This is a genomic window from Streptococcus sp. DAT741, assembly GCF_009866825.1.
GTDB lineage: Bacteria > Bacillota > Bacilli > Lactobacillales > Streptococcaceae > Streptococcus > Streptococcus ruminantium.
The window spans coordinates 400,567-426,773 of the sequence record NZ_CP019557.1 but is presented as its reverse complement, the minus strand read 5'-3'; the positions used below and the strand labels follow the sequence as shown (position 1 = coordinate 426,773).

Sequence of the window (26,207 nt, the reverse complement as noted above, 5' to 3'; positions counted from 1 at the left end):
ATAGACCAAATGAGGGAGCCACTATTGTAACTCCCTCAGGATACTTAAAGTCTGCCCCACAGCAGCTATTCTATAAATTTAGAGAGTCGCTCCACAGGAGCTACCTCGCTCTCTTGTTTCTAGGCTCGGGCTAAAAAGCTCCACAGGAGCTTTTTACTCCTCTTCATCGCTAGTCATCAAGAGGCTATTGACATGGATAAGGTTACTTGTACCAAAGTCCACATAGTCTACAGACTCACCAAGAAGAACGCCATTCAAGAAACCGATAACCATCGGCATATTCATTCCGGCATAGAGATCGAACTGCTCACCTTCCAGCAACTTACGAGATACAACATTTGCAGGAGTACCCCCTAACAAATCTGCGAATACAACAAATTCTTCTAGCCTTGCAATGGTCTCTTCAAATTTTCTCTGGAAGTCCTCTGGACCCTCTTCGGGTAAAAGAGCTACTGTATAGATATCCTCTTGAGGTCCCATTATCATCTCAGTAGATTTTTTTAGCTCTTCACAGAAGAGACCGTGGCTTACTAATACTAAACTTTTAGTCATTATGCCATACCAAATCCAAAATGTCCAATTGCTGAAAACGCAAGCGCAAGAACAATGATAAGCAAGATTGCTTTAGTTGAGGTCATCCCACGACGACCGAGCAACCAGAAGACAAAACCTGTGAAGAGCGCTGGAACCAGACGTGGAAAAATCTGATTGAGCAAGTCTTGAATGTCAATCGTTTTTTCACCAATGGCCGGAGCCCAGGTCACTTCAAAGTTAATCATTGTTGCAATCAAAGCTCCCATCATAAAGACTCCCATTACAGATGCTGCATCAACAAGAGCTGTCAAACGATCACGCATGGTAGTAATAAGCTTGGTACCTTCTTTATAGGCAATCTCTAGTTGTTTCCAACGGAAAATATCATAACCAATGGCCACTGCCACCCAAAGGAAAATCCCTATCGGAGATCCTTCTTTACCCATAGTAGCTGCAATCGTTCCCATAATAGCTGGCACCAATGAACCGAAGATGGAATCCCCAATAGGCGCAAACGGTCCCATCAAACCAGTCTTAATACCGTTAACCGCATCCTTAGAAGCTACACCGTCACTTTCTTCCAAAGCAAGATCAATACCTGTGATAATCGTATGGAAAAAATTGGAGGTATTAAAGAACTGCGTATGAAGTTTCATCATCTCTTTCAACTCCGGTGTACCATCTCCATACATTTTACGCAATTGTGGCAAAATCATATAAAGGTAGCCTGAAGCCTGCATACGCTCATAGTTCCAACCAAGTTGGAAAGTAAATAAGCTACGTTTGTTAATTTGATTAAAATCTTCTTTTGTCAGTTTATAATTAGAGTTCGTCATCTTCAATTTCCCCACTTTCTGCATTTGATGGAGCTACCATAGTTACTTTTTGACTATTTTTAAAATGAAGTACTGAAAGAAAGGCTCCAACAATGGCAATACCAATCATTGATAGACCTTTGAAGTTGTTCACAAATGCGACACCTGCATCCTTAGGGAGAGCACCAATAATACCAGTAACTGCACCTCCCAAGGCTGAAACATTACCATAAAGCACCGTCAACATAGCTGTGAGGGCAAAACCAACAGCCAAGTAATGAAGATTACGTTTAAGAGGAAGGTAGTGCAACAAGATTGCAAAACCAAGACCTGGAAGCATACGAGATGCAAGAGTTAAGCCTGCCACAATCCATTTATAATCCGGTTGCTCAATTGTAGCAACAAGGGTTTCAACAAGCCCACCACCAAATTGGAGAGCTAGAAAGACTGGAAGGGCACGAGACAGAGCCCAAGGAATCGCACCAAGAAGGTAGTTACGTTCAATACTAGCATAGTCAAAACGTTCAATAGCCGCGTCTACACGATGTGCAAAGAATGTGGTTGTAAAACGACCAAGAATATCTGTATAAACCAATAATCCCGCCACCGGTACGCCAATTGTTGCAATCGCAAGTTCAGGGTCAATTCCTTGTGATACCGAAAATGCTGTTGCCAATACCGCACCAGAAGTCGCATCTATGCGAGAAGCTCCTCCGAAAGTCCCAACTCCCAATACCAGTAACTGGAGAGAAGCACCAATCGCCAACCCTGTTGCCATGTCTCCCATAACCAAACCAGTGATAAAACCCGCAAAAATCGGTGAACCTGCTGACGATACAATTGTCAACTCATCACAAATCTGGTAAGCAGAGTAGAGCGTTAGAAGTAATATTTGCCACCATTGCATAATAGTGATCCTCCTTTAAAATTTTTCAAAAATATCCAAATGTTATCTAACCTTATCCAAAAGTGGCATAAAGTCTCTGGGTGAGTCACCTGGTACCATTTGTGCAAATAATTTTACACCCCTAGCAGCCAAGGCATCAAAATCTGCAATATCTTTATCCACGACATTGATGGAACGAGTGACTGAACGAGTCTCTGGAGATTGAGACATATTTCCTACATTCAATTCTGGAAGAGCCACTCCGTACTCTATTAAGCGGAGAAAATTTTCTGGACGACGAGCAACAATCAAGAGACGTTGACTATCATACTTGCCTTCCCTAATATTATTAGCTGCTTTTTCGATAGGTAAAACAGATAATTTTACTCCCGGTGGGCAAGCTAATTTCAAACCTTGCTTTTCAATATCATTTTGAGCAACCACATCGTCAATAACCATGATACGACTAATATTTAATTTCGTTGTCCACAAGTTAGCAACCTGACCATGAATTAAACGACCATCAATACGTGTAGCAATAATTGCCATACAATGTTCTCCTTTTCTTCATAAATCTTTATAAATTTTGTACTAGATATCCACTTTTAAAGTGTCTCTACATCTTTATAAACAGGTTTCTGCGAAAAAGTAATACTCTCTCTATATCTTCCCTCCGTCTCGAAGACGATTATCTCATTCACTCCTTTCTTTAGGTATCCTTTTGGAATATAGAGATAGAGGATCGGTCCTTTTTCCCAAAAACGTCCAATATTTATATTATTAACAAATACAGCTCCCTTACCAAAACCTGTCATGTCTAGGTAAGTATCAGTCAAATCATCCAACTCAAACTCATATAGATAAAAAGCAGGTTGACCTTTCTCCCATCCCCGACTGAAATCAAGATTTTCGATGGAATCAAATGGCAATAAGTAGGTCTCCCAGTGACCAATGAAATGCAAGTCCACCATGGCTCCTCGACCTAATCCTTTCGATTGTGTTGGAGCTGTCAGCTTATGACCATAGTTGACACGTCCCATATTTTCCACCAAAATGGCCAATTCTAGCTGATCTTTCTCAAATTCCAACTCAATATTTTCGCCAATTTCGGACTGACACTGAGTCGTAATCCATCGACCATCTGCATAAACTTGAATACGATCACGCGCATCTATCACGCGGAGAATTTCTGTTCCAACTTTATCCCGTTCTAATTTTGTCCTATACAGAATATAACCTGTTGATTGACCAAGTTTCTCCATGTTTTGAGGATAAAAACCCATTTTGCAATCGCTTACATAATCTAGCGCAGCAAACAAACTTACTTTATCTTTAAGAGTTACCTTCGGAAAAGCTGTCATTTCTTTAACAAGTGGTTCGGCATATTCTAACTCCGGAAAGACTGTCTTCAAACGAGACTGTAAGACAAAGAATTTCTTAGTCGGATTTCCAGCTTCATCCAGAATAGCATCATAATCATAAGAAGTCACTTGCGGCAAATCAATTTGACCACGAGCTGAACAACCATTCATAAAGCCAAAATTTGTTCCACCGTGGAACATATAAAGATTCAATGAACCCAATTCAAGGCATTCCATAACCGAATCAACCATCTCATCAGGATCTCGCCGAATAATCTCCTCACCCCAACGATTGAACCACCCATCCCAAAATTCCATACACATGAGCGGCCACCTTTTTCCGTGTTCAGCAAAAAATGCTTGCAAGACAGCAAAATTTTCCTTAGCCTTAGAACCAAAGTTTCCAGAGACAAAGACATCGTCCTCTATCAAGTTCCCAGCTCGAAGTGTGGCATGCCAAGAACCATCTGAGGTAAAAAAGGGAGCTGTCAAGCCATATTTTCTCATCAAGTTGTTAACGGCTCGCAGATACTCCTTCTCCTCACCGTAAGAACCATATTCATTTTCCACTTGAAACATGAGAATATTTCCACCCTGTGCAAGCTGAAGTTTAGCTAACTTAGGAAGTAGAGAAGCGTAATATTCATCCACGTGCTGTAAGTACGCAGAGTCACTCGAACGTACTCTTACTTCTTCCTTCATCAACCAAGCAGGAAGACCTCCCCATTCCCATTCTGCACAGATATAAGGAGAAGGACGTACAATTGCATAAAGTCCCAGTTCTTGAGCTAATTTTAAAAATCGCTCAACATCCAGTATCCCTTCATAATGAAATTCTCCTTTCCGTGGTTCGTGCATGTTCCAAGGAATATAGGTTTCAACTGTGTTAAACCCCAAGGCTTTTAAATTATACAAAGAATGGTACCAATCATCAGGATGAACTCGAAAATAATGAATTGCTCCAGATAAAATCTTAAAGGCTTCACCATTTAAATAGAATTGTTCTTTAATACAGAATTCTTTCATTCCCCCTCCTGTGCAACCGCTTACTTTCTGTTAATATATTAACATTATTTTGTGGTTATGTCCAGTTGTTTCTTTAAAATTTTTTATTTTTTTACTATTTTATCTTCCACTCTTATATACAAAGGACTTATAATCGCTTTCTTATTTATTTTTTACTATATTTTTTGATTTTCACTAGCAAATTTAGTATAATAATTCCTGGGAAGGAAGGAATAAATAATGAAAGTACCTAAGTATCAACTTGTACAAAATGACTTACGACAACAGATTATCTCTGGTAAATTTGAAAATGGTGACAAATTTTATACAGAAGCTGAGTTAACCAGATTATTTAACGTTAGCTCCATCACTGTTATCCGTGCGGTAAATGAGTTGGTTAAAGACGGCTACCTCGTTCGCCAACAAGGTAAAGGAACCTTTGTATCACGCTCACGCAAAGGACGTCTTGTGGAATTTTCTGACATTGAAATCTTCTCAATGAACAAAGATACCGTCCTTGTCCTTTCATGCGAAAAAGGCAATAAATCTGATATTCTCGAAAAACTCAATCTGGACAAAAATGATTTTTACTACAAAATTATTCGTATCCGCTCGACAGAAAACACTCCCTATATCCTCCATAACTCATATATCCCACAACGATATATCCAAAATCCAGATGCCCCACTTGAACACTACCAATCCATCTACCAACGCTTTAAGCTAGACTATAATATTCATATGTCCGAAGAACCATTTATAGAAACAAATGAAATTATCAATCCCTGTCCGAAAGAAGTTGCTCAATACTTAAACTTGAAATCGACAGAACCTGTTGTCCTCCAAAACAAGACAACGACAAACAATGCCAGTGGCGAAGTGATGGAATATACTGAGACCTATAAGCATTGGAAATACTATAAATTTGAGATTATAGCTAATCGCCGCTAAACAAAAAACGCAGACCCATCTGCGTTTTTTTATTGTCTAATAGCCTCTTTGATGGATAATTTTATAACGAAACTGATCAGCTCTAGCTATACTAAATGTAAATTCTATCATCCTATTCTTATCATTGTAGGTTTTCCGAACCAAATGAAGTACAGGAGCGTTACTAGGAATTCCTAATATTTTAGCTTCATTATCTAGCGCAATACTAGCATAAAACTCCTCCTCCGCCAGGCGAATGGTCTGTCCATAATCCTCCGAAAAAATCTCATACAAAGGCTTTTCCTTCATTCGTTGAGCTGTTAATCCAGAAAATAGTGACACCGGCACATAGGTTCGTTCCAGCATCATTGGAACCTCATCCGCAAGTCTTAATCTTTCAATTTCAAGAACCTCTTCCCCAAAACTGACCTGTAGATGTTGTGCAATATAGTCCGTAGCCTTGACCAATTCAAAAGATAAAATCGATGTCCGCGGCACCTTACCAATCTCTTTCATCTGCTCAGTAAAACTATAAGCCTGAGATAGATCAACCGCGGCTTTTGAAATTTCAGATACATAAGTTCCCTTACCATGTTTCTTATAGACTAGTCCACGTTTTTCTAGTTCCTGCAAAGCCAAACGGACCGTAATTCGACTAACACCATAAACCTGCGTCAGCTCACGCTCTGAAAATAACTTATCATTCGGAGCCATTTTATCACGAATAGCCACTTCTAATTCATCTACTAACTGTAAATAAAGAGGTTTTTCAACAACTTGACGCACCATAAGTCCTCCCTTCTAGCCTATATAAACTTATAGGTTTATTTTACACCACATTTTACATATTAACAATGTCTCGAAATTAACATTACTTCTTAACTCTATTTTTATAGCAAAGTGACCTCATCAGGTAAAGTAATTGTCTCTTTTCCCTGCTTGTCCATCACCAAAATCGTTGATGGATAGAAGGGATCAAATCGACTACTCAAGTCAACAGCAATCGCATTTTTATACCCCTCTTGAGAGAAAACCAAGGTAATCTTTCCCTGACGATTTTTAATGGTGAACCGGATAACATTTTTTAAAGGAATAACTCCTTTTAAATAGTGATCAATGATGTACCAAAAACTATCAATCACTTCTCCTGGAAGCGATGTAACCACACCAAAACTTGCATAGCGTCCATTTGTTTGCTCAAAGGCCATAAGCCCCTCCTTTTCACAGTAAGAAAAAAGCCTGTAAAACAGGATTTTCTTCTCTAACTTTATCTACTTCTCAGTTCTAAATAGCGCTTATACCAGATATTGACATAGGCAGGAGAGAAAGGACCACGCTGATGATTGATCCAATCAACCAGTATCTTTACACTTTCCTTCAAAATAAAATCAATATCGTCCGAATAGTTCATAGCCTTGCGATGACGCTCATACTCATCGACATCAAGCAATTTTTTTTCACCATCGGCAAAGACCTTAACATCAAGATCATAGTCAATATACTTGAGTGCTTCATTATCTAAAGTATAAGGACTAGCAAGATTGCAATAATAGGAAACCCCATTTTCACGAATCATTGCTATGATATTGAACCAGTATTTTTTATGAAAATAAACGATTGCTGGCTCTCTCGTTACCCAACGTCTACCATCATTTTCAGTCACCAAAGTATGGTTATTCACCCCAATGATTGCATTCTCCGTTGTCTTTAATACCATGGTGTCACGCCAAGTGCGATGAATTCCACCGTCATGTTTATAACTTTGAATTGTAATAAAGTCGCCTTCTTTTGGTAATTTCACTTTGTTACCAACTTTCTACAATTACAATTTATCCTGATTATTATACCATATTTTTCTAACCTAAGCGACTTTTTTTTCACAGATAATCGCGAAGTACTGTCCGAATGCGATCAAAATCATATCCTTTTCTAGCTAAAACTTGTATGAGACGCTGTTCCAGTTCATAACCATCATATTTTCGACTGTACTTTCGATACTGCTTATCCAATTCCTTGGCAATCAGTTCATCTTCCATTTCCTCATCCGATGAAATAGCTAACATTCCCACTGTTGACTTAGCAAGTTCATAAGAAAATCCCTTATTCATCAATCCTTGAATAAGCTTATCCTGTAAAGCACGAAAAGGAAGCCGATCCTGATACCTGCGAACCAACTTTTCAGCAACTCTTTTAGCCAGGTCTGAAAAATCAAAACCAGCTAATTCAGTCTCAATCATATTTTTTGAAATTCCCTTAGCTACCAATTTCTGATGGATAAGAGCCGGTCCCTTATCGCCAGACAAAACATTTTGTCTCAGATAAGACTCAACATATTGCCGATCATCAATCCATTTTTCTTCCTCTAAAACCTGTAAAATCCTAGCCGACTTCACCTCATCAACCTCATACTTTCTCAGGTAATCGGTCACCTCTTTTTTGGTCCTCTGTTTGAAGGATAAAAAATAAAGAGCTAAGTTTTTACCATAGGAAAACTGAGCAAAATCACGAATAGCTACCAATTCTTTCTCAGAAATTTCCTTTCCTCTACTAAGCATAAAACGGACAATGGTATCTTCTGTAATGTACAGATTTTCTTGACTATCTAATTCTAGTAAATAAAACCGCTTCTTCTTTTCAATTTTTGTAATTCTCATTCTTTCATTATACAGGATTTTTCGGTAAAATAGAAATATGAATCTACAAGTCAATCAACGAATTCCTTTAAAAATAAAGCGAATGGGAATCAATGGAGAAGGCATTGGCTTCTACCAAAAGACACTTGTCTTTGTCCCTGGAGCTCTAAAAGGCGAAGAAGTATACTGCCAAATCACCTCCGTCAAACAAAATTTTGTCCAAGCAAAGTTACTTAACATCAGTAAACATTCTAAATTTCGAGTCACTCCCGCCTGTGGTCTGTACGAAACATGTGGCGGTTGCCAAATTATGCACCTTCGCTATGATAAACAGTTGGACTTCAAGCAGGATTTACTGCTTCAAGCACTGAAAAAATTTAAACCTACAGGATACGAAAACTATACCATCCATCCAACAATTGGTATGACGAAGCCTAGCCACTACCGAGCTAAGTTACAATTCCAAACCCGATCCTTTAAAGGACGAGTCAGAGCAGGACTTTACGCTGAAAATTCTCACCACCTGGTTGAAATTACAGAATGTCTCGTACAAGATCAAGAAACACAAAAAATTATTAACTACGTAGCCGACTTATTAACCAAACACCGGATTCCTATCTATAATGAGCGCAAAGAACAGGGTATCCGAACTGTTATGGTCCGAAAAGCGCGCCAAACAGGACAGACCCAGATTATTTTTGTTACATCTTGTCAGGTCAATCTCACACATCTAATTACAGAACTAATCAAGCGATTTCCAATTATTGTGACAGTCGCACTCAACTGGAACAAGCAAAAGACCAGCGACATTTATGGCGAAAAAACTGAGATTCTCTGGGGAAACCAAACTATTGAAGAAGCTGTTTTAGACTATGAATTTTCACTATCTCCACGAGCATTCTATCAGTTAAATCCCCAGCAAACCCAGGTTCTCTATAGCGAAGCTGTAAAGGCACTCAACATTGAGGGCAATGAACATTTGATTGATGCTTACTGCGGTGTCGGAACCATCGGCTTTGCTTTCGCAAAAAAAGTAAAATCTATCCGCGGGATGGATATTATTCCTGAAGCCATCGAAGATGCAAGGAAAAATGCTCAAAAACTAGGACTGACCAACACTCACTACGAAACCGGCAAAGCCGAAGATATTATCCCAAAGTGGTATGCCCAAGGCTATCGTGCAGATGCGCTCGTTGTTGATCCGCCTCGGACAGGCTTAGACCCCAAACTGCTGCAAACCATTCTCAAATACAAACCAGCAAAAATGGTCTATGTCTCTTGTAACGTCTCAACCCTCGCTCGTGATCTGGTAGAACTAAGCAAAGTCTACACTGTTGACTACATCCAATCTGTTGACATGTTTCCTCACACAGCCAGGACCGAAGCTGTCGTGAAACTCACCCGTAAGTAAACGTTCCTCACTCCCTTTTTTACTCCAGCTCAACTTATATACTTAACCAAATTATATCTCCATCTATTACCACTCAAAACCGTTTTATGGATATTTAAAATAAGTTTCTCCTTTGTTTAGAACATGATAAAATATACTCACTTCGCATATAGTGAACTATTGAATCGGTTACACTAAACTAGACAGAGTTTATAAAGTGTTTTACACTAAAGAAAACAAGAGAATTTTATGTCTAGAAAAATACGCCGTTATTTTACAGATGACTTTAAACAACAAATCGTTGACCTTCACACTGCAGGTATGAAACGAAGTGCGCTGATTAAAGAATATGACTTAACCCCCTCTACCTTTGATAAGTGGGTGAGACAAGCTAAAACAACGGGATCGTTCAAATCGGTTGATAATCTTACCGATGAACAACGGGAACTTATAGCTCTTAGGAAGTGAAACAAAGAACTTGAAATGCAGCTAGACATCCTAAAGCAAGCGGCAGTGATTATGGCACAAAAAGAGAAATAGTCACTGCTAACAAGGATAAATACAGCATTTCAGCCATGTGTCGTTGGTTGAATCTCCCTCATTCCAGCTACTACTACAAAGCCTCCGAACCAGTATCCGAAGCTGACCTTGAAGAAAAGGTGAAACAAATTTTCCTTGAAAGCCAATCAAGATACGGTGCTCGAAAGATCAAGCAATGTCTGGCCTCAGACGGGATTATTCTATCTCGTCGTCGCATTCGTCGGATAATGAAGCGTTTGAATCTCGTATCTGTTTACCAGCAGACTAGCTTCAAGCTATATTCTAAAGGGAAAAACGAAGCCCCCATTCCAAATCTCTTAGCGAGACAATTCAACCAAGAAAAACCACTGGAAGCGATTGTGACAGATTTGACCTATGTCCGTGCGGGTAAGCGCTGGGCTTATGTTTGCTTTATCATTGACCTCTTTAATCGTGAAATTATTTGGTCTATCAGTTGGATGGCATAAGAACGCAGAACTCGTCAAACAAGCCATTCAAAGCATTCCTTATGCTTTAACCAAGGTCAATCTTTTCCATTCTGATCGTGGCAAGGAGTTTGACAATCGGCTAATTGACGAGATGTTAAAAGCGTTTGGCATTACCCGCTCGCTAAGTCAGGCAGGTTATCCTTATGACAATGCCGTCGCTGAGAGCACCTATCGTTCCTTCAAACTGGAGTTTATTAATCAAGAAATCTTTGATTCACTTGAAGAACTAACCCTTAAAACCAAGGACTATATCCACTGGTGGAATCATCATCGCATCCACGGTAGTCTTGAGTACCAAACACCCATGGCTAAGCGAGTTACCGCTTAACAAAAAACACTTTATAAAAATTGTACAGAAAAGGGTTGCCTTTTCACTGTACACTTTTTTAGCTGAATAACTGACAAAAATAAGATAGCAACCTTACAAAAGTTACCATCTTGACTTGTTTTTTTGTTTAAAACCTTGATATCCTTGACAAATGGTAGAAAAGGACTTAGTCCTGTGCAATACAGAACTAAATCCTTTCAATAATATTTCTTGTCCAACTTTTTGGGGGCAGTACAGTTTCTCCTCTCGTGTTTAGCTATAAGTCACCCACTACAGTTGACAAAGAGCCTAAAAAGATAGCTGTGATGAGTTTTCTGACTTCTTTACAACAATAAAAAGGCTCTATAATTTCTATAGTGGACAAATCCACTGCGAGATTATAGAGTCTTTTTTCTGTATCAAAAAAATCCATGAGACTTATAATGAAAAGCAACTAAACACCCCATTAAAAAGTACCTACAGAACACATAAAAAACATTGTAGCATTCATCAGGTTAAAAGAGAAAAAATATCAAATTTGAAACCTTTTTCACTTTGGTTAAAGACAACTTTTATTGATTTCCTATAATTATATTGAATACCAGCAACATGTCAGCTGACTACATTCTCATTCTTAATCCTAAAGGTGAGATTGTCCTTGATTATTTTTTCATCCTACAGAACCTTTATCATATCACATCACCATAAAGAAGAGTCTTATCTGAAAAGAACCCCTTATAATGGACAGTATAAAAAGTACTATACTGTTCTTATAAGGAGGTTCTTTTCTCATGGCTAAAAAAGGAAGTAAATTTACAAAGTATCCACCTGAATTCAAAATACAAGTAGTCGAGGACTATCTTAGTGGGAAAAGTGGTGGTATGGACTCAATTGTAAAAAAGTATGGCTTGAAATCAAACAATCAAGTCCTCACATGGACTAGAAAATATCACGAAAATCCACAATTGCTCCACCAAGATTTAAGAGGTGCTAAATCAACTGGTTGCCCAAAATCAACCAATCTTGATGAAATGACAATAGAGGAACAGAATGCCTTTCTTCGTATGGAGAATGATATTTTAAAAACCTTAAGGACTCTCCTCAGAAAGTGAGAAGAGTCCACCTTTATCAAGTCGTTGAACAATTGAAAGAACGTTATTCCATCTCCCGTTTATGTGCCTATTTGGGTTTCCATAGGTCATCATACTACCTCTGGTTAAGCAATGGAAAACCTGAACACAAGCGGTTTAACCCTGACCTAGCACAGGTCATTACAGCTATTTTTAATGAGACTCAGAAAGGTTATCGTTTCATTTGTTATCAACTGAGAAGAAAATACGATATTTTCTGTCATCCTAAAACTGTCCTACGCTATATGCGTATTCTGGGTTTGAAGTCGCCAATTCGAAAGAAACGCTATCATTCTTGCACACAGCGTGAGATAAATGAAAAGGCAAGACACGTCCACTACAACGTGCTTGCCCGAAACTTTAAAGCAGAACGTCCTCTCCAGAAGCTAACAACGGATGTCAGTTATGTTTACCACAAACAGGGAAGGATGTTCCTTAGCGTCATAAAAGATTGTTATGACAACTCTATTCTAGCATATACTCTTTCAGATTATAGCGATAATTAGCTCGTTTTTGAAAATTTAGACCTCGTCTTCAATGAAAATTGGGATGCCACACACATTTGTATCTTGCATTCTGATCAAGGTTTTCAGTACACCAACCAACTTTATCTCAGAAAACTAGACCAGTATGGTGTTACGATTTCCCATTCTGGAAAAGGGAATTGTTATGACAATGCTTCTTGTGAAAATTTCTTTTCCCATCTCAAGAGTGAGTCCTTACGGCTCTTTCCTCCTAATAACAGAGATGAACTCAGCCAACAAATTAAAGAATACATGGACTGGTATAACTATGATAGACCACAAGAAATATTAAAAGGTATGACCCCTATGGAATTCAGGGAGTCATACCTTACTAACTAATATTCTTTTTTACACTGTCTATTTTAGACGGGGCTTGACAATCAAAGCTTCTCTTCCCTAATCACACTATGAAAACTCACCGGCGATACTACAACCATCTGACAAACACTTCTACTCACAGACATCTAGACATCCCCTGAAGCCAACAAATACGGAAAAGTCCTTCTTGTTTTCCGATAACCCTCACTATTACTACAACCTATATCACTACTGGTCTTCTATTTTCAGCAGAAGAATACAGAATAACTTATCAGCGATCATAAGCATCGAAACCATCCTACTCAAATACAAAACTGGAAGCCATAAATGAACTTACATTCGATTTAAAAAACTGCAAGAATTTAAACTTATTCATCCCTTTGAATATCAAGTAAAGAAGAAACGGCTTAATTTCCTACCCTATTTCAGCAAAATTTACCAATCACAGCTGCTAAAGAAACAAAGAAAAAAGATTAAAGAACAATTCTTCAATCTGATTACACAACTAAATAAAAATAAATCATAATCGGGAAGACAGGATTCGAACCTGCGACACCTTGGTCCCAAACCAAGTACTCTACCAAGCTGAGCTACTTCCCGTTATCATTAAAAATAAAGCTCCCCTAACGTCTCCATTAAGCGAGTGATGCACCCTAGAGGATTCGAACCTCTAACCGCCTGATTCGTAGTCAGGTACTCTATCCAGTTGAGCTAAGGGTGCTCTATCATATCCTACATGCCGAGGACCGGAATCGAACCGGTACGATGTTGCCATCGCAGGATTTTAAGTCCTGTGCGTCTGCCTGTTCCGCCACCCCGGCCTCTCCTAAGCGAACGACGGGATTCGAACCCGCGACCCCCACCTTGGCAAGGTGGTGTTCTACCACTGAACTACGTTCGCATCCTTTCACTATGCCGGCTACATGACTTGAACACGCGACCCTCTGATTACAAATCAGATGCTCTACCAACTGAGCTAAGCCGGCCTAATATATTCCTATGCGGGTTAAGGGACTTGAACCCCCACGCCCGAAAGCGCCAGATCCTAAATCTGGTGCGTCTGCCAATTCCGCCAAACCCGCATATGACTCGTGCTGGGCTCGAACCAGCGACCCATTGATTAAAAGTCAATTGCTCTACCAACTGAGCTAACGAGTCTGTTAATTCTTCAATCCAAAAACACAACTCTTGCATCCTTGAACAAACGGTCCCGACGGGAATCGAACCCGCGATCTTCGCCGTGACAGGGCGACGTGATAACCGCTACACTACGGGACCTATTGTATTTCTACAAAAATGGGAGTTAACGGGATCGAACCGCTGACCCTCTGCTTGTAAGGCAGATGCTCTCCCAGCTGAGCTAAACTCCCATATCTGGCAGCTTAACTCAGTGGGTTCCCCTGTCGTGCGCTAACGCTTCGACAAAGTCGGATAAAATCCTCCTTAGCTGAGCTAAACTCCCTTCTGGAGATCTCTCTCCAATAGTGCTAAGCAACTACCGTATCTCACAGGGGGCAACCCCCAACTACTTCAGGCGTTCTAGGGCTTAACTTCTGTGTTCGGCATGGGTACAGGTGTATCTCCTAGGCTATCGTCACTTAACTGTGAATGAATTCGTATGAGAAAAAATTCCTCATTACTCATATTGTCCATTCAAAATTGAATATCTATATTCTAACAAGAAAACCTCTTGCTGTCAATATTGACTCGTGAGTAATTGTACTCGGGCTAAATCCTTGGAAAAAAGATAACCTGCCTTGTATGCAAGCATACTGCGTTAGGTTCCTATTTTTCAAGCGGATTTGACGCCCTCGTTACTTAGTTTGGATAAGTCCTCGGACGATTAGTATTGGTCCGCTACATGCCTCACAGCACTTCCACTCCCAACCTATCTACCTCATCTTCTCTAAGGGTCCTTACTGATTCAAAATCATGGGAAATCTCATCTTGAGGTGGGTTTCACACTTAGATGCTTTCAGCGTTTATCCCGTCCCTACATAGCTACCCAGCGATGCCTTTGGCAAGACAACTGGTACACCAGCGGTAAGTCCACTCTGGTCCTCTCGTACTAGGAGCAGATCCTCTCAAATTTCCTACGCCCGCGACGGATAGGGACCGAACTGTCTCACGACGTTCTGAACCCAGCTCGCGTGCCGCTTTAATGGGCGAACAGCCCAACCCTTGGGACCGACTACAGCCCCAGGATGCGACGAGCCGACATCGAGGTGCCAAACCTCCCCGTCGATGTGAACTCTTGGGGGAGATAAGCCTGTTATCCCCAGGGTAGCTTTTATCCGTTGAGCGATGGCCCTTCCATACGGAACCACCGGATCACTAAGCCCGACTTTCGTCCCTGCTCGAGTTGTAGCTCTCGCAGTCAAGCTCCCTTATACCTTTACACTCTGCGATTGATTTCCAACCAATCTGAGGGAACCTTTGGGCGCCTCCGTTACCTTTTAGGAGGCGACCGCCCCAGTCAAACTGCCCGTCAGACACTGTCTCCGATAGGGATTACCTATCTGGGTTAGAGTAGCCATAACACAAGGGTAGTATCCCAACAGCGCCTCAAACGAAACTGGCGTCCCGTTCTCTTAGGCTCCTACCTATCCTGTACATGTGGTACAGATACTCAATATCAAACTGCAGTAAAGCTCCATGGGGTCTTTCCGTCCTGTCGCGGGTAACCTGCATCTTCACAGGTACTAAAATTTCACCGAGTCTCTCGTTGAGACAGTGCCCAAATCATTACGCCTTTCGTGCGGGTCGGAACTTACCCGACAAGGAATTTCGCTACCTTAGGACCGTTATAGTTACGGCCGCCGTTTACTGGGGCTTCAATTCATACCTTCGCTTACGCTAAGCACTCCTCTTAACCTTCCAGCACCGGGCAGGCGTCACCCCCTATACATCATCTTACGATTTAGCAGAGAGCTGTGTTTTTGATAAACAGTTGCTTGGGCCTATTCACTGCGGCTGTCCATAAGACAGCACCCCTTCTCCCGAAGTTACGGGGTCATTTTGCCGAGTTCCTTAACGAGAGTTCTCTCGATCACCTGAGGCTACTCGCCTCGACTACCTGTGTCGGTTTGCGGTACGGGTAGAGTATGATACATCGCTAGAAGCTTTTCTTGGCAGTGTGACGTCACTAACTTCGCTACTAAACTTCGCTCCCCATCACAGCTCAACCTTAAAGATACAAGCATTTAACTCATACCAAGCCTCACTGCTTAGACGGGCTCTTCCATTCGCCCGCTTTAGTTAGCCTACTGCGTCCCTCCATCACTTCATACTCTAGTACAGGAATATCAACCTGTTGGCCATCGGATACACCCTTCGGTCTCTCCTTAGGTCCCGACTAACCCAGGGCGGACGAGCCTTCCCCTGGAAACCTTAGTCTTACGGTGGATGGGATTCTCACCCATCTTTCGCTACTCATACCGGCATTCTCACTTCTATACGCTCCAGCACTCCTCACGGTATGCCTTCACCGCATATAGAACGCTCTCCTACCATGACCTCAAAGGTCATCCACAGCTTCGGTAAACTATTTTAGCCCCGGTACATTTTCGGCGCAGGGTCACTCGACTAGTGAGCTATTACGCACTCTTTGAATGAATAGCTGCTTCTAAGCTAACATCCTAGTTGTCTGTGCAACCCCACATCCTTTTCCACTTAATAGTTATTTTGGGACCTTAGCTGGTGGTCTGGGCTGTTTCCCTTTCGACTACGGATCTTAGCACTCGCAGTCTGACTGCCGACCATAATTACTTGGCATTCGGAGTTTATCTGAAATCAGTAAACCGAGATGGCCCCCTCATCCAAACAGTGCTCTACCTCCAAGAATCTTTATGTCAACGCTAGCCCTAAAGCTATTTCGGAGAGAACCAGCTATCTCCAAGTTCGTTTGGAATTTCTCCGCTACCCACAAGTCATCCAAGCACTTTTCAACGTGCCCTGGTTCGGTCCTCCAGTGCGTCTTACCGCACCTTCAACCTGCTCATGGGTAGGTCACATGGTTTCGGGTCTACGTCATAATACTAATGCGCCCTTTTCAGACTCGGTTTCCCTTCGGCTCCGTCTCTTCAACTTAACCTCGCATCATAACGTAACTCGCCGGTTCATTCTACAAAAGGCACGCTCTCACCCATTAACGGGCTCGAACTTCTTGTAGGCACACGGTTTCAGGTTCTATTTCACTCCCCTTCCGGGGTACTTTTCACCTTTCCCTCACGGTACTGGTTCACTATCGGTCACTAGAGAGTATTTAGGGTTGGGAGATGGTCCTCCCGGATTCCGACGAGATTTCGCGTGTCTCGCCGTACTCAGGATACTGCTAGGTATATCATCGATTTCGACTACAGGGCTATTACCTCCTCTGGCTGACCTTCCCAAGTCATTCGTCTATCAATCATAAGTCCACATTGCAGTCCTACAACCCCAGAGAGTAAACTCTCTGGTTTGCCCTCCTGCCGGTTCGCTCGCCGCTACTAAGGCAATCGCTTTTGCTTTCTCTTCCTGCAGCTACTTAGATGTTTCAGTTCACTGCGTCTTCCCTCCTACACCCTTAACAGATGTGGATACTAGCCATCTAGCTAGTGGGTTCCCCCATTCGGACATCCATGGATCAATGCTTACTTACAGCTCCCCAAGGCATTTCGTCGTTTGTCACGTCCTTCTTCGGCTTCTAGTGCCAAGGCATCCACCGTGCGCCCTTATTAACTTAACCTTATTAACCTAGTTCTTTTAACTAGAATTCTCATTAATTCACAGCGTTTCGGTTTATTTTCTTGTTACTATTCATTTATTTCTTAAAATAAATGGAATTTGATATAGATATTCAATTTTCAATGGACAAAGATAGGATACAAAGACCGTTCCCACAATGGGACATTTTTGTAGAAAAATAGGAAACTGACGAAGTGTGCCTTGCACACTAGGAAGTTTATCTCTTTTCCTAGAAAATGAGGTCGTGTTCAACTACTTGAACTTTTGTATTCTGTTTGGTAACTTTCGTTACCGATGGAGCCTAGCGGGATCGAACCGCTGACCTCCTGCGTGCAAAGCAGGCGCTCTCCCAGCTGAGCTAAGGCCCCACAGACCTCTCAAAATTGAAGAAGACTACGTACAGGATTCCGAGCAAGTGTATTCGAACTAAATTCCTAGTGAAAATGATAAATTCCCTTGAAGTCTACTGACTTCTATACGAATTTCCTATCTTCATACGGATTTCGTAACGTTCTCATTACTTGCTTATCCTTAGAAAGGAGGTGATCCAGCCGCACCTTCCGATACGGCTACCTTGTTACGACTTCACCCCAATCATCTATCCCACCTTAGGCGGCTGGCTCCTTAACGGTTACCTCACCGACTTCGGGTGTTACAAACTCTCGTGGTGTGACGGGCGGTGTGTACAAGGCCCGGGAACGTATTCACCGCGGCGTGCTGATCCGCGATTACTAGCGATTCCGACTTCATGTAGGCGAGTTGCAGCCTACAATCCGAACTGAGACTGGCTTTAAGAGATTAGCTTGCCGTCACCGACTTGCGACTCGTTGTACCAGCCATTGTAGCACGTGTGTAGCCCAGGTCATAAGGGGCATGATGATTTGACGTCATCCCCACCTTCCTCCGGTTTATTACCGGCAGTCTCGCTAGAGTGCCCAACTGAATGATGGCAACTAACAATAGGGGTTGCGCTCGTTGCGGGACTTAACCCAACATCTCACGACACGAGCTGACGACAACCATGCACCACCTGTCTCCAGTGCTCCGAAGAGAAACCCTATCTCTAGGGCGGTCACTGGGATGTCAAGACCTGGTAAGGTTCTTCGCGTTGCTTCGAATTAAACCACATGCTCCACCGCTTGTGCGGGCCCCCGTCAATTCCTTTGAGTTTCAGCCTTGCGGCCGTACTCCCCAGGCGGAGTGCTTAATGCGTTAGCTGCGGCACTGAGTCCCGGAAAGGACCCAACACCTAGCACTCATCGTTTACGGCGTGGACTACCAGGGTATCTAATCCTGTTCGCTACCCACGCTTTCGAGCCTCAGCGTCAGTTACAGACCAGAGAGCCGCTTTCGCCACCGGTGTTCCTCCATATATCTACGCATTTCACCGCTACACATGGAATTCCACTCTCCCCTTCTGCACTCAAGTTCCGCAGTTTCCAAAGCGTACTATGGTTAAGCCACAGCCTTTTACTTCAGACTTACGAAACCGCCTGCGCTCGCTTTACGCCCAATAAATCCGGACAACGCTCGGGACCTACGTATTACCGCGGCTGCTGGCACGTAGTTAGCCGTCCCTTTCTGGTAAGATACCGTCACTGTGAGAACTTTCCACTCTCTCACACGTTCTTCTCTTACAACAGAGCTTTACGATCCGAAAACCTTCTTCACTCACGCGGCGTTGCTCGGTCAGGGTTCCCCCCATTGCCGAAGATTCCCTACTGCTGCCTCCCGTAGGAGTCTGGGCCGTGTCTCAGTCCCAGTGTGGCCGATCACCCTCTCAGGTCGGCTATGTATCGTTGCCTTGGTAGGCCTTTACCCCACCAACTAGCTAATACAACGCAGGTCCATCTGATAGTGAAGCAGTTGCTCCTTTTAAGCTCCAATGATGCCACTAAAGCTCTTATGCGGTATTAGCTATCGTTTCCAATAGTTATCCCCCGCTATCAGGCAGGTTACCTACGCGTTACTCACCCGTTCGCGACTCAACTTCTCAGATGTTTCCGAAGAAACGGATGAAAAGTTGCGTTCCACTTGCATGTATTAGGCACGCCGCCAGCGTTCGTCCTGAGCCAGGATCAAACTCTCATATAAAGTTTTTTTCTGGTCAGTCTCTACTGACTTATTGTTTTTGTTCATTGACGGACTTCTATCTTTAAAAGTCCACCCTGCACGTTTGGTTCGTCTTCTTCAATTTTCAAAGGTCTTATTACTTGTCCTCGCTTCTCACGAGACAACTATCTTAGTTTATCACGTCTACTTAACTTTGTCAATATCTTTTTTTACTTTTTTTTGCTTTTTTTCATTTTTGATATCTGACACTATGAATTACTCCTCGTGACAACTCATTCATTCTATCACCTTATTAAGTTACTGTCAATACCTTTTTTTATCCTTTCCTTTAAAATTCTAACCTACGACTCACTACTATCTTCAAAAGAGGCATTGATTTTTCTACCGATTGTGCACTCCATTTACCCTCAATCATACAGCCCCCACCAAGACTATAATTCTCAATGAGGGCTGTATTTTGATTTTACCTTTTTGTAAGTGATTCAGATACAATCATCCTATCGGGCGTTTATTTCAGACACTTATTGGCGCACTTCTAAGAGTCCTAGGTCTCCATCTTCGCGCTTATATAGTACATTTGTTGTACCATCATTAGCATCTGTATAGATAAAGAAATCATGTCCGAGTAATTCTAATTGAAGAATTGCTTCTTCCATATCCATCGGCTTCAAGTCAACCTGTTTTGTACGGACTACTTTTACTTCTTCACCAGTCTGTTCAACTAATTCATCCGTGAAAACTTGACCTGTAGCAACTTTTTGACGATGCTTTCTTTCAATCTTTGTCTTATTGCGACGAATCTGACGTTCAATCTTATCAACTACGAGATCAATAGAACCGTACATCTCTTGTGAAATATCTTCTGCACGCAGTGTCACAGCACCAACCGGAATCGTTACTTCCACTTTCGCACGCTTATCACGATAAACTTTCAGATTTACTTTCGCATTCAAGTCTTGATTTTCACTGAAATATTTCTCAATCTTTGCTACTTTATCTTCAACATATGTACGAAGCGCATCTGTTACTTCAAGGTTTTCTCCACGAATACTGAATTTAATCATATTAGTACCTCTTTCTTGGCTTTCGCCTTTCTTCACTATTATTATAACACATTACAAGAATATTGCAACCGTTTTCTTACCGAGTTAATGAAAATGTTTTGATTTCTTTCCTTCCTATTTTCAGGAAAAGGCTTATGGCTAGCTGAAGTGTAGCCCCTGTTGTATAAATATCATCAAATAATAATATTTTATCTGGCACCTCACTTTCTTTCAGAAGATAGAAAACCTGATCAGTTTTCAGGCGTTCTATCCTACTTTTGGAAGACTGTCTTTCGCTATCATCTTTTCCTAAAAACGACTGGTAAGGAATATTAGCTGCTTCTAGAAGACCTTCTACTTGGTTAAAACCACGCTCTGCTAGACGATCTGAGCTGAGAGGAATGGGTACAATAGTATAATCCGGATATTGACTTAGCGCCATTTTAAGCTTTTTAGCAAAAACTTTTCTTAAAATATAGTCGCCTTGGAATTTATATTGACTAAAGTAACTTGCCATAGCTTCATTATATTCATAAAGTGCCGTATGTGAAACAGTTCTTCCTTGGGCCTGCCAGTACTGACAATCCCTACAGGTATTTGAACAATTACTTTTATAACAGTACAGACAGTGGTGCTCTGCTATTTCTACAAAAGATGCAAAACAGTCTGAACAGACAGCCGACGGGGGCTTGCTAAAAAATATGGATTCGGTAAATCTCGTTTTCGTTTTAAGGGGCTGAGCGCATAGTAAACAGTTAGACATAACCTGCCTCCTTATTCATTTGTTTGATTTCAGCGATGGACTTTTCAATCGCCCGCGTGCTTCCTTCGTGAAAAAAATGTAGAAGCCCTGTTGGTCGTTCTTGGCTGCGACCAACTCGACCTGCTATTTGAACTAAACTAGATGAACTATAGAGATAATGATTGGCCTGAATAACAAAGACATCAACACAAGGGAAGGTTACACCGCGTTCAAGAATGGTGGTTGAGATTAAAATGGTGATGTTTTTATTGCGAAATCCTTCTACTATCTCCAGGCGATTTTCTGTCTGACTGGAAACAAAACCAATGTTTTCATTAGGAAATGCTTTTTTGACTACCTTTGTAAATTCCATCCCTTTTCCGATTTCTGGAACAAATATTAGCAAGGGATAGCCTGTCTTTCGCTGATGCTGGATAACCTTTGCCAGCTTAGGGGTCAATCTACCTTTCTTTAGATACTGTTCAAATTGGCTGAACCAAATTTTTTGTGGTACTACTAGTGGATTGCCATGAAATCGTCTGGGCAAACTAAGGCGTTCTAGTTTTCCTGCTTTTATCTTTTTCTCAAGTTGATCTGTTGAAGTAGCTGTCAAAAATACCTGTACACCATCTGGTTTTACTGCATTGTCTACTGCCCGATAAAGAACAGGATTATCTGCGTATGGAAAGGCATCTACTTCATCAATCAAAAGCAAATCAAAAGCACGATAAAATTTTAAGAGCTGATGAGTTGTAGCAATGACCATGGGGGTTCTAAAGTAGGCCTCTGATTCTCCGTGCAAGAGACTAATTGGAACTGAAAAATCCTGCTGCAAGCGTTTATAGAGTTCGATACAAACATCAATTCGTGGACTAGCTAAACAAACTGCTCCACCACTATCAATAACAGAAGCTACTGTATGATATATCATCTCTGTTTTTCCAGCTCCTGTTACTGCATGAACCAGCGTAGCTTGCCTTTTCTCAACATTGGCGCAAAGAGCATCAGAAATGGTTTGTTGCCAATTGGTCAGTCGTCCTTTCCACTGTAAGCAGGTATTTTTAGGAAAATCTCTCTGTGGAAAATAGTAAAGTTTTTCGTCCGAGCGTACCCTTCCTAAAAGCAAACAGGTTCGACAATAAAAAGCTCCATTTGGCAACTGGTATTCTTCTTCAAAGGGAGTTCCGCATCTGAAACAAGTTTTTTTCTCTGTAATACTTGGAATTATCTGCGCTCTTTCCCTCTCAACTGCTGTTAGTTGATTCCTGGTAAATAGTCTTCCATAGTAATCTTGTAATTCATTCATCACTTATTTATTCGGAATTTCTTGTCAGTTTTGAAAAAAATTAGTACAATCTTGGTATGAAAGAATTTAAAACGATTAAAGAAGATGGTATTGTTGAGGAAGAGATAAAAAAATCTCGCTTTATCTGCTTTATGAAACGAGTGACAAACGAAGAAGAGGCTCGCGAGTTTATCAATAAGATAAAAAAAGAACACTACAAGGCTACCCATAACTGCTCTGCCTTTATTCTTGGAGAAAACATGGAAATAAAACGCTCATCTGATGATGGTGAACCTTCTGGAACAGCTGGAATACCTATGTTAACTGTCCTAGAAAATCACGAGCTAACCAATGTAGCGACTGTCGTTACTCGCTATTTTGGTGGAGTCAAGCTGGGAGCTGGGGGACTGATTCGTGCTTATGCTGGAGCAGTTGCTAAAGCGGTAAAAGAAATCGGTATGGTACAGGTCAAGGAACAAGAAGGATTGTTCATTTCCATGTCCTATGCTCAATACCAAGAATTTGCTAATTGGAGATCCGGACATGGCTTGGAAGAACATGAAACTCAATTCACTACTGATGTTTCTACAATGATTTTTGTTGACATGAAAGATGTTGGACAAACTGTGGCAAGTCTCACGGAATTTTACCATGGAAAAGTTTTGGTAGAACAAGCGGATTCTAGGGTTGTTGAAGTTCCTATCCATTGAAAAAAACTATCATGATGATAGTTTTTTTATATTACACTTTTTAGTTTTTCTACTATATACTATCCATGTACTAGAATGATTTGGAGGTGCCTATGGCAATTTATCAAAATATTACTCAACTAGTCGGAAAAACACCGATTATCAAATTAAATAATGTTGTTCCCAAAGATGCAGCAGAAGTCTATGTCAAGCTAGAAGCTTTCAATCCTGGCTCTTCTGTGAAAGATCGGATTGCTCTAGCTATGATTGAAGATGCTGAAAAAGCTGGAATCATCAAGCCTGGTGATACAATCGTAGAACCAACAAGCGGAAATACAGGCATTGGTTTAGCTTGGGTCGGAGCGGCAAAAGGATATAAGGTTATCATTGTTATGCCTGAAACCATGAGTATCGAGCGCCGTAAAATCATCCAGGCTTACGGTGCGGAATTGGTCTTAACTCCTGGAAGTGAAGGGATGAATGGAGCTATTGCTAAAGCTCAAGAAATTGCTGAAGAACAAAATGCTTGGGTTCCTCTTCAATTTGCCAATCCGTCCAATCCAAAAGTTCATGAAAATACAACAGGACAAGAAATTTTGGAGGACTTTGGTCCTACTGGTTTGGATGCCTTTATATCAGGTGTAGGCACTGGTGGGACTGTTAGCGGAGTATCTCATGTCCTCAAAGAGGCAAACCCCGCTATTGCTATCTACGCTGTTGAGGCCGATGAGTCCGCTGTACTTTCTGGAGAAATGCCTGGTCCTCATAAAATTCAGGGAATTTCAGCTGGTTTCATCCCTGATACCTTAGATACTCAGGCCTATGATGGTGTTATCCGTGTAAAATCAGATGATGCTTTGGCTACGGGACGTGCGATCGGTGGTCAGGAAGGGTTCCTTGTTGGTATTTCTTCTGGCGCTGCTATTCATGCAGCAATCAAGGTTGCAAAAGAATTAGGAGCCGGCAAAAAAGTCTTGGCTATCTTAGCAGACAATGGCGAGCGTTATTTATCCACTACACTATACGAATCTGACAACTAATGCTTGTTGACTGTCATTGAATATGGGAGTAATATAAACTAAAAAGAAGGGTAGGCCTCACTGTCAAGCCCCGTCTAAAATAGACAGTGTAAAAAAGAATATTAGTTAGTAAGGTATGACTCCCTGAATTCTAAGGGAGTCATACCTTTTAATATTTCTTGTGGTCTATCATAGTTATACCAGTCCATGTATTCTTTAATTTGTTGGCTGAGTTCATCTCTGTTATTAGGAGGAAAGAGTCGTAAGGACTCACTCTTGAGATGGGAAAAGAAATTTTCACAAGAAGCATTGTCATAACAATTCCCTTTTCCAGAATGGGAAATCGTAACACCATACTGATCTAGTTTTCTGAGATAAAGTTGGTTGGTGTACTGAAAACCTTGATTAGAATGCAAGACACAAATGTGTGTGGCATCCCAATTTTCATTGAAGACGAGGTCTAAATTTTCAAAAACGAGCTGATTATCGTTATAATCTGAAAGAGTATATGCTAGAATAGAGTTGTCATAACAATCTTTTATGACGCTAAGGAACATCCTTCCCTGTTTGTGGTAAACATAACTGACATCCGTTGTTAGTTTCTGGAGAGGACGTTCTGCTTTAAAGTTTCGGGCAAGCACGTTGTAGTGGACGTGTCTTGCCTTTTCATTTATCTCACGCTGTGTGCAAGAATGATAGCGTTTCTTTCGAATTGGCGACTTCAAACCCAGAATACGCATATAGCGTAGGACAGTTTTAGGATGACAGAAAATATCGTATTTTCTTCTCAGTTGATAACAAATGAAACGATAACCTTTCTGAGTCTCATTAAAAATAGCTGTAATGTCCTGTGCTAGGTCAGGGTTAAACCGCTTGTGTTCAGGTTTTCCATTGCTTAACCAGAGGTAGTATGATGACCTAGGGAAACCCAAATAGGCACATAAACGGGAGATGGAATAACGTTCTTTCAATTGTTCAACGACTTGATAAAGGTGGACTCTTCTCACTTTCTGAGGAGAGTCCTTAAGGTTTTTAAAATGTCATTCTCCATACGAAGAAAGGCATTCTGTTCCTCTATTGTCATTTCATCAAGATTGGTTGATTTTGGGCGACCAGTTGATTTAGCACCTCTTAAATCTTGGTGGAGCAATTGTGGATTTTCGTGATATTTTCTAGTCCATGTGAGGACTTGATTGTTTGATTTCAAGCCATACTTTTTTACAATTGAGTCCATACCACCACTTTTCCCACTAAGATAGTCCTCAACTACTTGTATTTTGAATTCAGGTGGATACTTTGTAAATTTACTTCCTTTTTTGGCCATGAGAAAAGAACCTCCTTATAAGAACAGTATAGTACTTTTTATACTGTCCATTATAAGGGGTTCTTTTCACACTCCTAATCCTTCTTTTCTTTTTGTTCTTTGAGATAATCTTTTGCTTCCTTAATCCATCTTGGTAAGTTTTTAGCCAGAGGGGAGAAACCAATTTTATTACGATCATTTGTAAAACGGTGGTGGCGTGGTAGTTTGTGTTGTTCTTCTTCAAGAGTACGAATGGACAAACTAATTTTTCCAGTGTACTCGTCAAAATCAACAACCTGTACTAACACTTCTTTCCCTATTTTTAGGTGATCATAGACATTGTCAACAAAGCCTGTTTTGATTTCCGAGATATGAATCAGTCCCGTCCTTCCATTTTCCAATTGTACAAAGGCACCGTAGGGCTGGATACCTGTTACCGTACCCTTGATTTTATCTCCAATCTTCAT

Annotated in this window: 22 protein-coding genes, 10 tRNA genes, 3 rRNA genes and 1 pseudogene; 8 read left to right on the top strand and 28 right to left on the bottom strand. The window is 41.2% G+C overall.

The window, feature by feature from the left end; all coding sequences use genetic code 11:
• Nucleotides 1-153 precede the first annotated feature (153 nt).
• Genes BZG42_RS02195 through BZG42_RS02175 form a run of 5 tightly spaced genes read right to left on the bottom strand, consistent with a single transcriptional unit; the run spans nt 154 to nt 4,622 of the window.
• A complete protein-coding gene (locus BZG42_RS02195; protein WP_024532104.1) occupies nt 154-552 on the bottom strand; it encodes a PTS sugar transporter subunit IIA in 399 nt (132 codons plus the stop codon).
• Nucleotides 552-1,370 (bottom strand): PTS system mannose/fructose/sorbose family transporter subunit IID, encoded by an 819-nt coding sequence (locus BZG42_RS02190; protein WP_024532103.1) that lies wholly within the window; start codon nt 1,368-1,370, stop codon nt 552-554. Before BZG42_RS02190 ends, BZG42_RS02195 begins: the two co-directional genes overlap by 1 nt.
• Complete coding sequence (locus BZG42_RS02185; protein WP_165437172.1) at nt 1,357-2,259, bottom strand: PTS mannose/fructose/sorbose/N-acetylgalactosamine transporter subunit IIC; 903 nt, start codon at nt 2,257-2,259, stop codon at nt 1,357-1,359. Before BZG42_RS02185 ends, BZG42_RS02190 begins: the two co-directional genes overlap by 14 nt.
• A gap of 39 nt (nt 2,260-2,298) precedes the next feature.
• Nucleotides 2,299-2,784 (bottom strand): PTS system mannose/fructose/N-acetylgalactosamine-transporter subunit IIB, encoded by a 486-nt coding sequence (locus tag BZG42_RS02180; RefSeq protein WP_155964124.1) that lies wholly within the window; start codon nt 2,782-2,784, stop codon nt 2,299-2,301.
• A 56-nt stretch (nt 2,785-2,840) separates the two neighbouring features.
• A complete protein-coding gene (locus tag BZG42_RS02175) occupies nt 2,841-4,622 on the bottom strand; it encodes a glycoside hydrolase family 35 protein (RefSeq protein ID WP_156009181.1) in 1,782 nt (593 codons plus the stop codon).
• Nucleotides 4,623-4,841: 219 nt separating this feature from the next.
• On the opposite strand from BZG42_RS02175, the gene BZG42_RS02170 reads away from it, so the two are divergent.
• Nucleotides 4,842-5,552, top strand: coding sequence for a GntR family transcriptional regulator (locus BZG42_RS02170; protein ID WP_024532099.1), 711 nt, complete (start codon nt 4,842-4,844; stop codon nt 5,550-5,552).
• A 36-nt stretch (nt 5,553-5,588) separates the two neighbouring features.
• On the opposite strand, the gene BZG42_RS02165 is transcribed toward BZG42_RS02170, so the two are convergent.
• The 4 genes from BZG42_RS02165 to recX form a co-directional block, all read right to left on the bottom strand.
• A complete protein-coding gene (locus BZG42_RS02165; RefSeq protein WP_155996021.1) occupies nt 5,589-6,320 on the bottom strand; it encodes a GntR family transcriptional regulator in 732 nt (243 codons plus the stop codon).
• A gap of 101 nt (nt 6,321-6,421) precedes the next feature.
• Nucleotides 6,422-6,739 carry a DUF960 domain-containing protein gene (locus BZG42_RS02160; RefSeq protein ID WP_024532097.1) on the bottom strand — a complete coding sequence of 106 codons (318 nt, stop codon included), beginning with the start codon at nt 6,737-6,739 and terminating at the stop codon, nt 6,422-6,424.
• 59 nt (nt 6,740-6,798) lie between these two features.
• Nucleotides 6,799-7,332 (bottom strand): nucleoside tri-diphosphate phosphatase, encoded by a 534-nt coding sequence (gene ntdP, locus BZG42_RS02155; protein ID WP_024532096.1) that lies wholly within the window; start codon nt 7,330-7,332, stop codon nt 6,799-6,801.
• 76 nt (nt 7,333-7,408) lie between these two features.
• Nucleotides 7,409-8,185 carry a recombination regulator RecX gene (gene recX / locus BZG42_RS02150; protein WP_024532095.1) on the bottom strand — a complete coding sequence of 259 codons (777 nt, stop codon included), beginning with the start codon at nt 8,183-8,185 and terminating at the stop codon, nt 7,409-7,411.
• Nucleotides 8,186-8,222: 37 nt separating this feature from the next.
• On the opposite strand from recX, the gene rlmD reads away from it, so the two are divergent.
• The 5 genes and pseudogenes from rlmD to BZG42_RS10015 all read left to right on the top strand — a co-directional run bounded on the left by rlmD (nt 8,223) and on the right by BZG42_RS10015 (nt 12,882).
• Nucleotides 8,223-9,575, top strand: coding sequence for a 23S rRNA (uracil(1939)-C(5))-methyltransferase RlmD (gene rlmD, locus BZG42_RS02145; protein WP_159780063.1), 1,353 nt, complete (start codon nt 8,223-8,225; stop codon nt 9,573-9,575).
• Between the two features lie 228 nt (nt 9,576-9,803).
• A pseudogene (locus tag BZG42_RS02140) lies at nt 9,804-10,910 on the top strand (IS3 family transposase).
• A 770-nt stretch (nt 10,911-11,680) separates the two neighbouring features.
• On the top strand, nt 11,681-12,001 hold the full coding sequence (locus BZG42_RS02135; RefSeq protein WP_155996019.1) for a transposase: 321 nt from the start codon (nt 11,681-11,683) through the stop codon (nt 11,999-12,001).
• Nucleotides 11,998-12,525, top strand: a complete 528-nt coding sequence (locus BZG42_RS10020) for an IS3 family transposase (RefSeq protein ID WP_236563896.1) — start codon at nt 11,998-12,000, stop codon at nt 12,523-12,525. Before BZG42_RS02135 ends, BZG42_RS10020 begins: the two co-directional genes overlap by 4 nt.
• A gap of 63 nt (nt 12,526-12,588) precedes the next feature.
• Nucleotides 12,589-12,882, top strand: coding sequence for an IS3 family transposase (locus BZG42_RS10015; RefSeq protein ID WP_236563895.1), 294 nt, complete (start codon nt 12,589-12,591; stop codon nt 12,880-12,882).
• Between the two features lie 505 nt (nt 12,883-13,387).
• Here BZG42_RS10015 and BZG42_RS02125 read toward each other — a convergent pair.
• From BZG42_RS02125 to BZG42_RS02050, 16 genes are all read right to left on the bottom strand, one after another.
• Nucleotides 13,388-13,461 (bottom strand) — tRNA-Pro (locus BZG42_RS02125).
• Nucleotides 13,462-13,508: 47 nt separating this feature from the next.
• Nucleotides 13,509-13,582, bottom strand: a tRNA-Arg gene (locus BZG42_RS02120).
• Nucleotides 13,583-13,598: 16 nt separating this feature from the next.
• A tRNA-Leu gene (locus BZG42_RS02115) sits at nt 13,599-13,682 on the bottom strand.
• Between the two features lie 8 nt (nt 13,683-13,690).
• A tRNA-Gly gene (locus tag BZG42_RS02110) sits at nt 13,691-13,762 on the bottom strand.
• Nucleotides 13,763-13,774: 12 nt separating this feature from the next.
• Nucleotides 13,775-13,847: transfer RNA gene (locus tag BZG42_RS02105), tRNA-Thr, on the bottom strand.
• Nucleotides 13,848-13,861: 14 nt separating this feature from the next.
• Nucleotides 13,862-13,943, bottom strand: a tRNA-Leu gene (locus BZG42_RS02100).
• Nucleotides 13,944-13,946: 3 nt separating this feature from the next.
• Nucleotides 13,947-14,019: transfer RNA gene (locus BZG42_RS02095), tRNA-Lys, on the bottom strand.
• Nucleotides 14,020-14,066: 47 nt separating this feature from the next.
• Nucleotides 14,067-14,139 (bottom strand) — tRNA-Asp (locus BZG42_RS02090).
• A 19-nt stretch (nt 14,140-14,158) separates the two neighbouring features.
• Nucleotides 14,159-14,231, bottom strand: a tRNA-Val gene (locus BZG42_RS02085).
• Nucleotides 14,232-14,347: 116 nt separating this feature from the next.
• Nucleotides 14,348-14,463 (bottom strand): 5S ribosomal RNA (rrf, locus tag BZG42_RS02080).
• A gap of 221 nt (nt 14,464-14,684) precedes the next feature.
• A 23S ribosomal RNA gene (locus BZG42_RS02075) occupies nt 14,685-17,587 on the bottom strand.
• A 294-nt stretch (nt 17,588-17,881) separates the two neighbouring features.
• A tRNA-Ala gene (locus tag BZG42_RS02070) sits at nt 17,882-17,954 on the bottom strand.
• Nucleotides 17,955-18,121: 167 nt separating this feature from the next.
• Nucleotides 18,122-19,680: ribosomal RNA gene (locus BZG42_RS02065) — 16S ribosomal RNA — on the bottom strand.
• The 16S, 23S and 5S rRNA genes sit together here with 10 tRNA genes alongside, the layout of an rRNA operon.
• 500 nt (nt 19,681-20,180) lie before the next feature.
• Nucleotides 20,181-20,723, bottom strand: a complete 543-nt coding sequence (hpf, locus tag BZG42_RS02060) for a ribosome hibernation-promoting factor, HPF/YfiA family (protein ID WP_155996312.1) — start codon at nt 20,721-20,723, stop codon at nt 20,181-20,183.
• A 76-nt stretch (nt 20,724-20,799) separates the two neighbouring features.
• Nucleotides 20,800-21,465, bottom strand: coding sequence for a ComF family protein (locus BZG42_RS02055; protein ID WP_024533092.1), 666 nt, complete (start codon nt 21,463-21,465; stop codon nt 20,800-20,802).
• Nucleotides 21,458-22,750 carry a DEAD/DEAH box helicase gene (locus BZG42_RS02050; protein ID WP_155996311.1) on the bottom strand — a complete coding sequence of 431 codons (1,293 nt, stop codon included), beginning with the start codon at nt 22,748-22,750 and terminating at the stop codon, nt 21,458-21,460. The genes BZG42_RS02055 and BZG42_RS02050 overlap by 8 nt, the downstream gene beginning before the upstream one ends.
• A 56-nt stretch (nt 22,751-22,806) precedes the next feature.
• On the opposite strand from BZG42_RS02050, the gene BZG42_RS02045 reads away from it, so the two are divergent.
• Both BZG42_RS02045 and cysK read left to right on the top strand, forming a co-directional pair.
• On the top strand, nt 22,807-23,439 hold the full coding sequence (locus BZG42_RS02045; RefSeq protein WP_155996310.1) for a YigZ family protein: 633 nt from the start codon (nt 22,807-22,809) through the stop codon (nt 23,437-23,439).
• A gap of 92 nt (nt 23,440-23,531) precedes the next feature.
• Nucleotides 23,532-24,458, top strand: a complete 927-nt coding sequence (cysK, locus tag BZG42_RS02040; RefSeq protein WP_024533095.1) for a cysteine synthase A — start codon at nt 23,532-23,534, stop codon at nt 24,456-24,458.
• Between the two features lie 101 nt (nt 24,459-24,559).
• Here the strand turns inward: cysK and BZG42_RS02035 are convergent, their stop codons facing one another.
• The 3 genes from BZG42_RS02035 to BZG42_RS02025 form a co-directional block, all read right to left on the bottom strand.
• A complete protein-coding gene (locus BZG42_RS02035; protein ID WP_159780061.1) occupies nt 24,560-25,444 on the bottom strand; it encodes an IS3 family transposase in 885 nt (294 codons plus the stop codon).
• Nucleotides 25,441-25,761, bottom strand: coding sequence for a transposase (locus BZG42_RS02030; RefSeq protein ID WP_120171198.1), 321 nt, complete (start codon nt 25,759-25,761; stop codon nt 25,441-25,443). The genes BZG42_RS02035 and BZG42_RS02030 overlap by 4 nt, the downstream gene beginning before the upstream one ends.
• Before the next feature lie 74 nt (nt 25,762-25,835).
• Nucleotides 25,836-26,207, bottom strand: coding sequence for a S1 RNA-binding domain-containing protein (locus BZG42_RS02025; protein ID WP_024532771.1), 372 nt, complete (start codon nt 26,205-26,207; stop codon nt 25,836-25,838).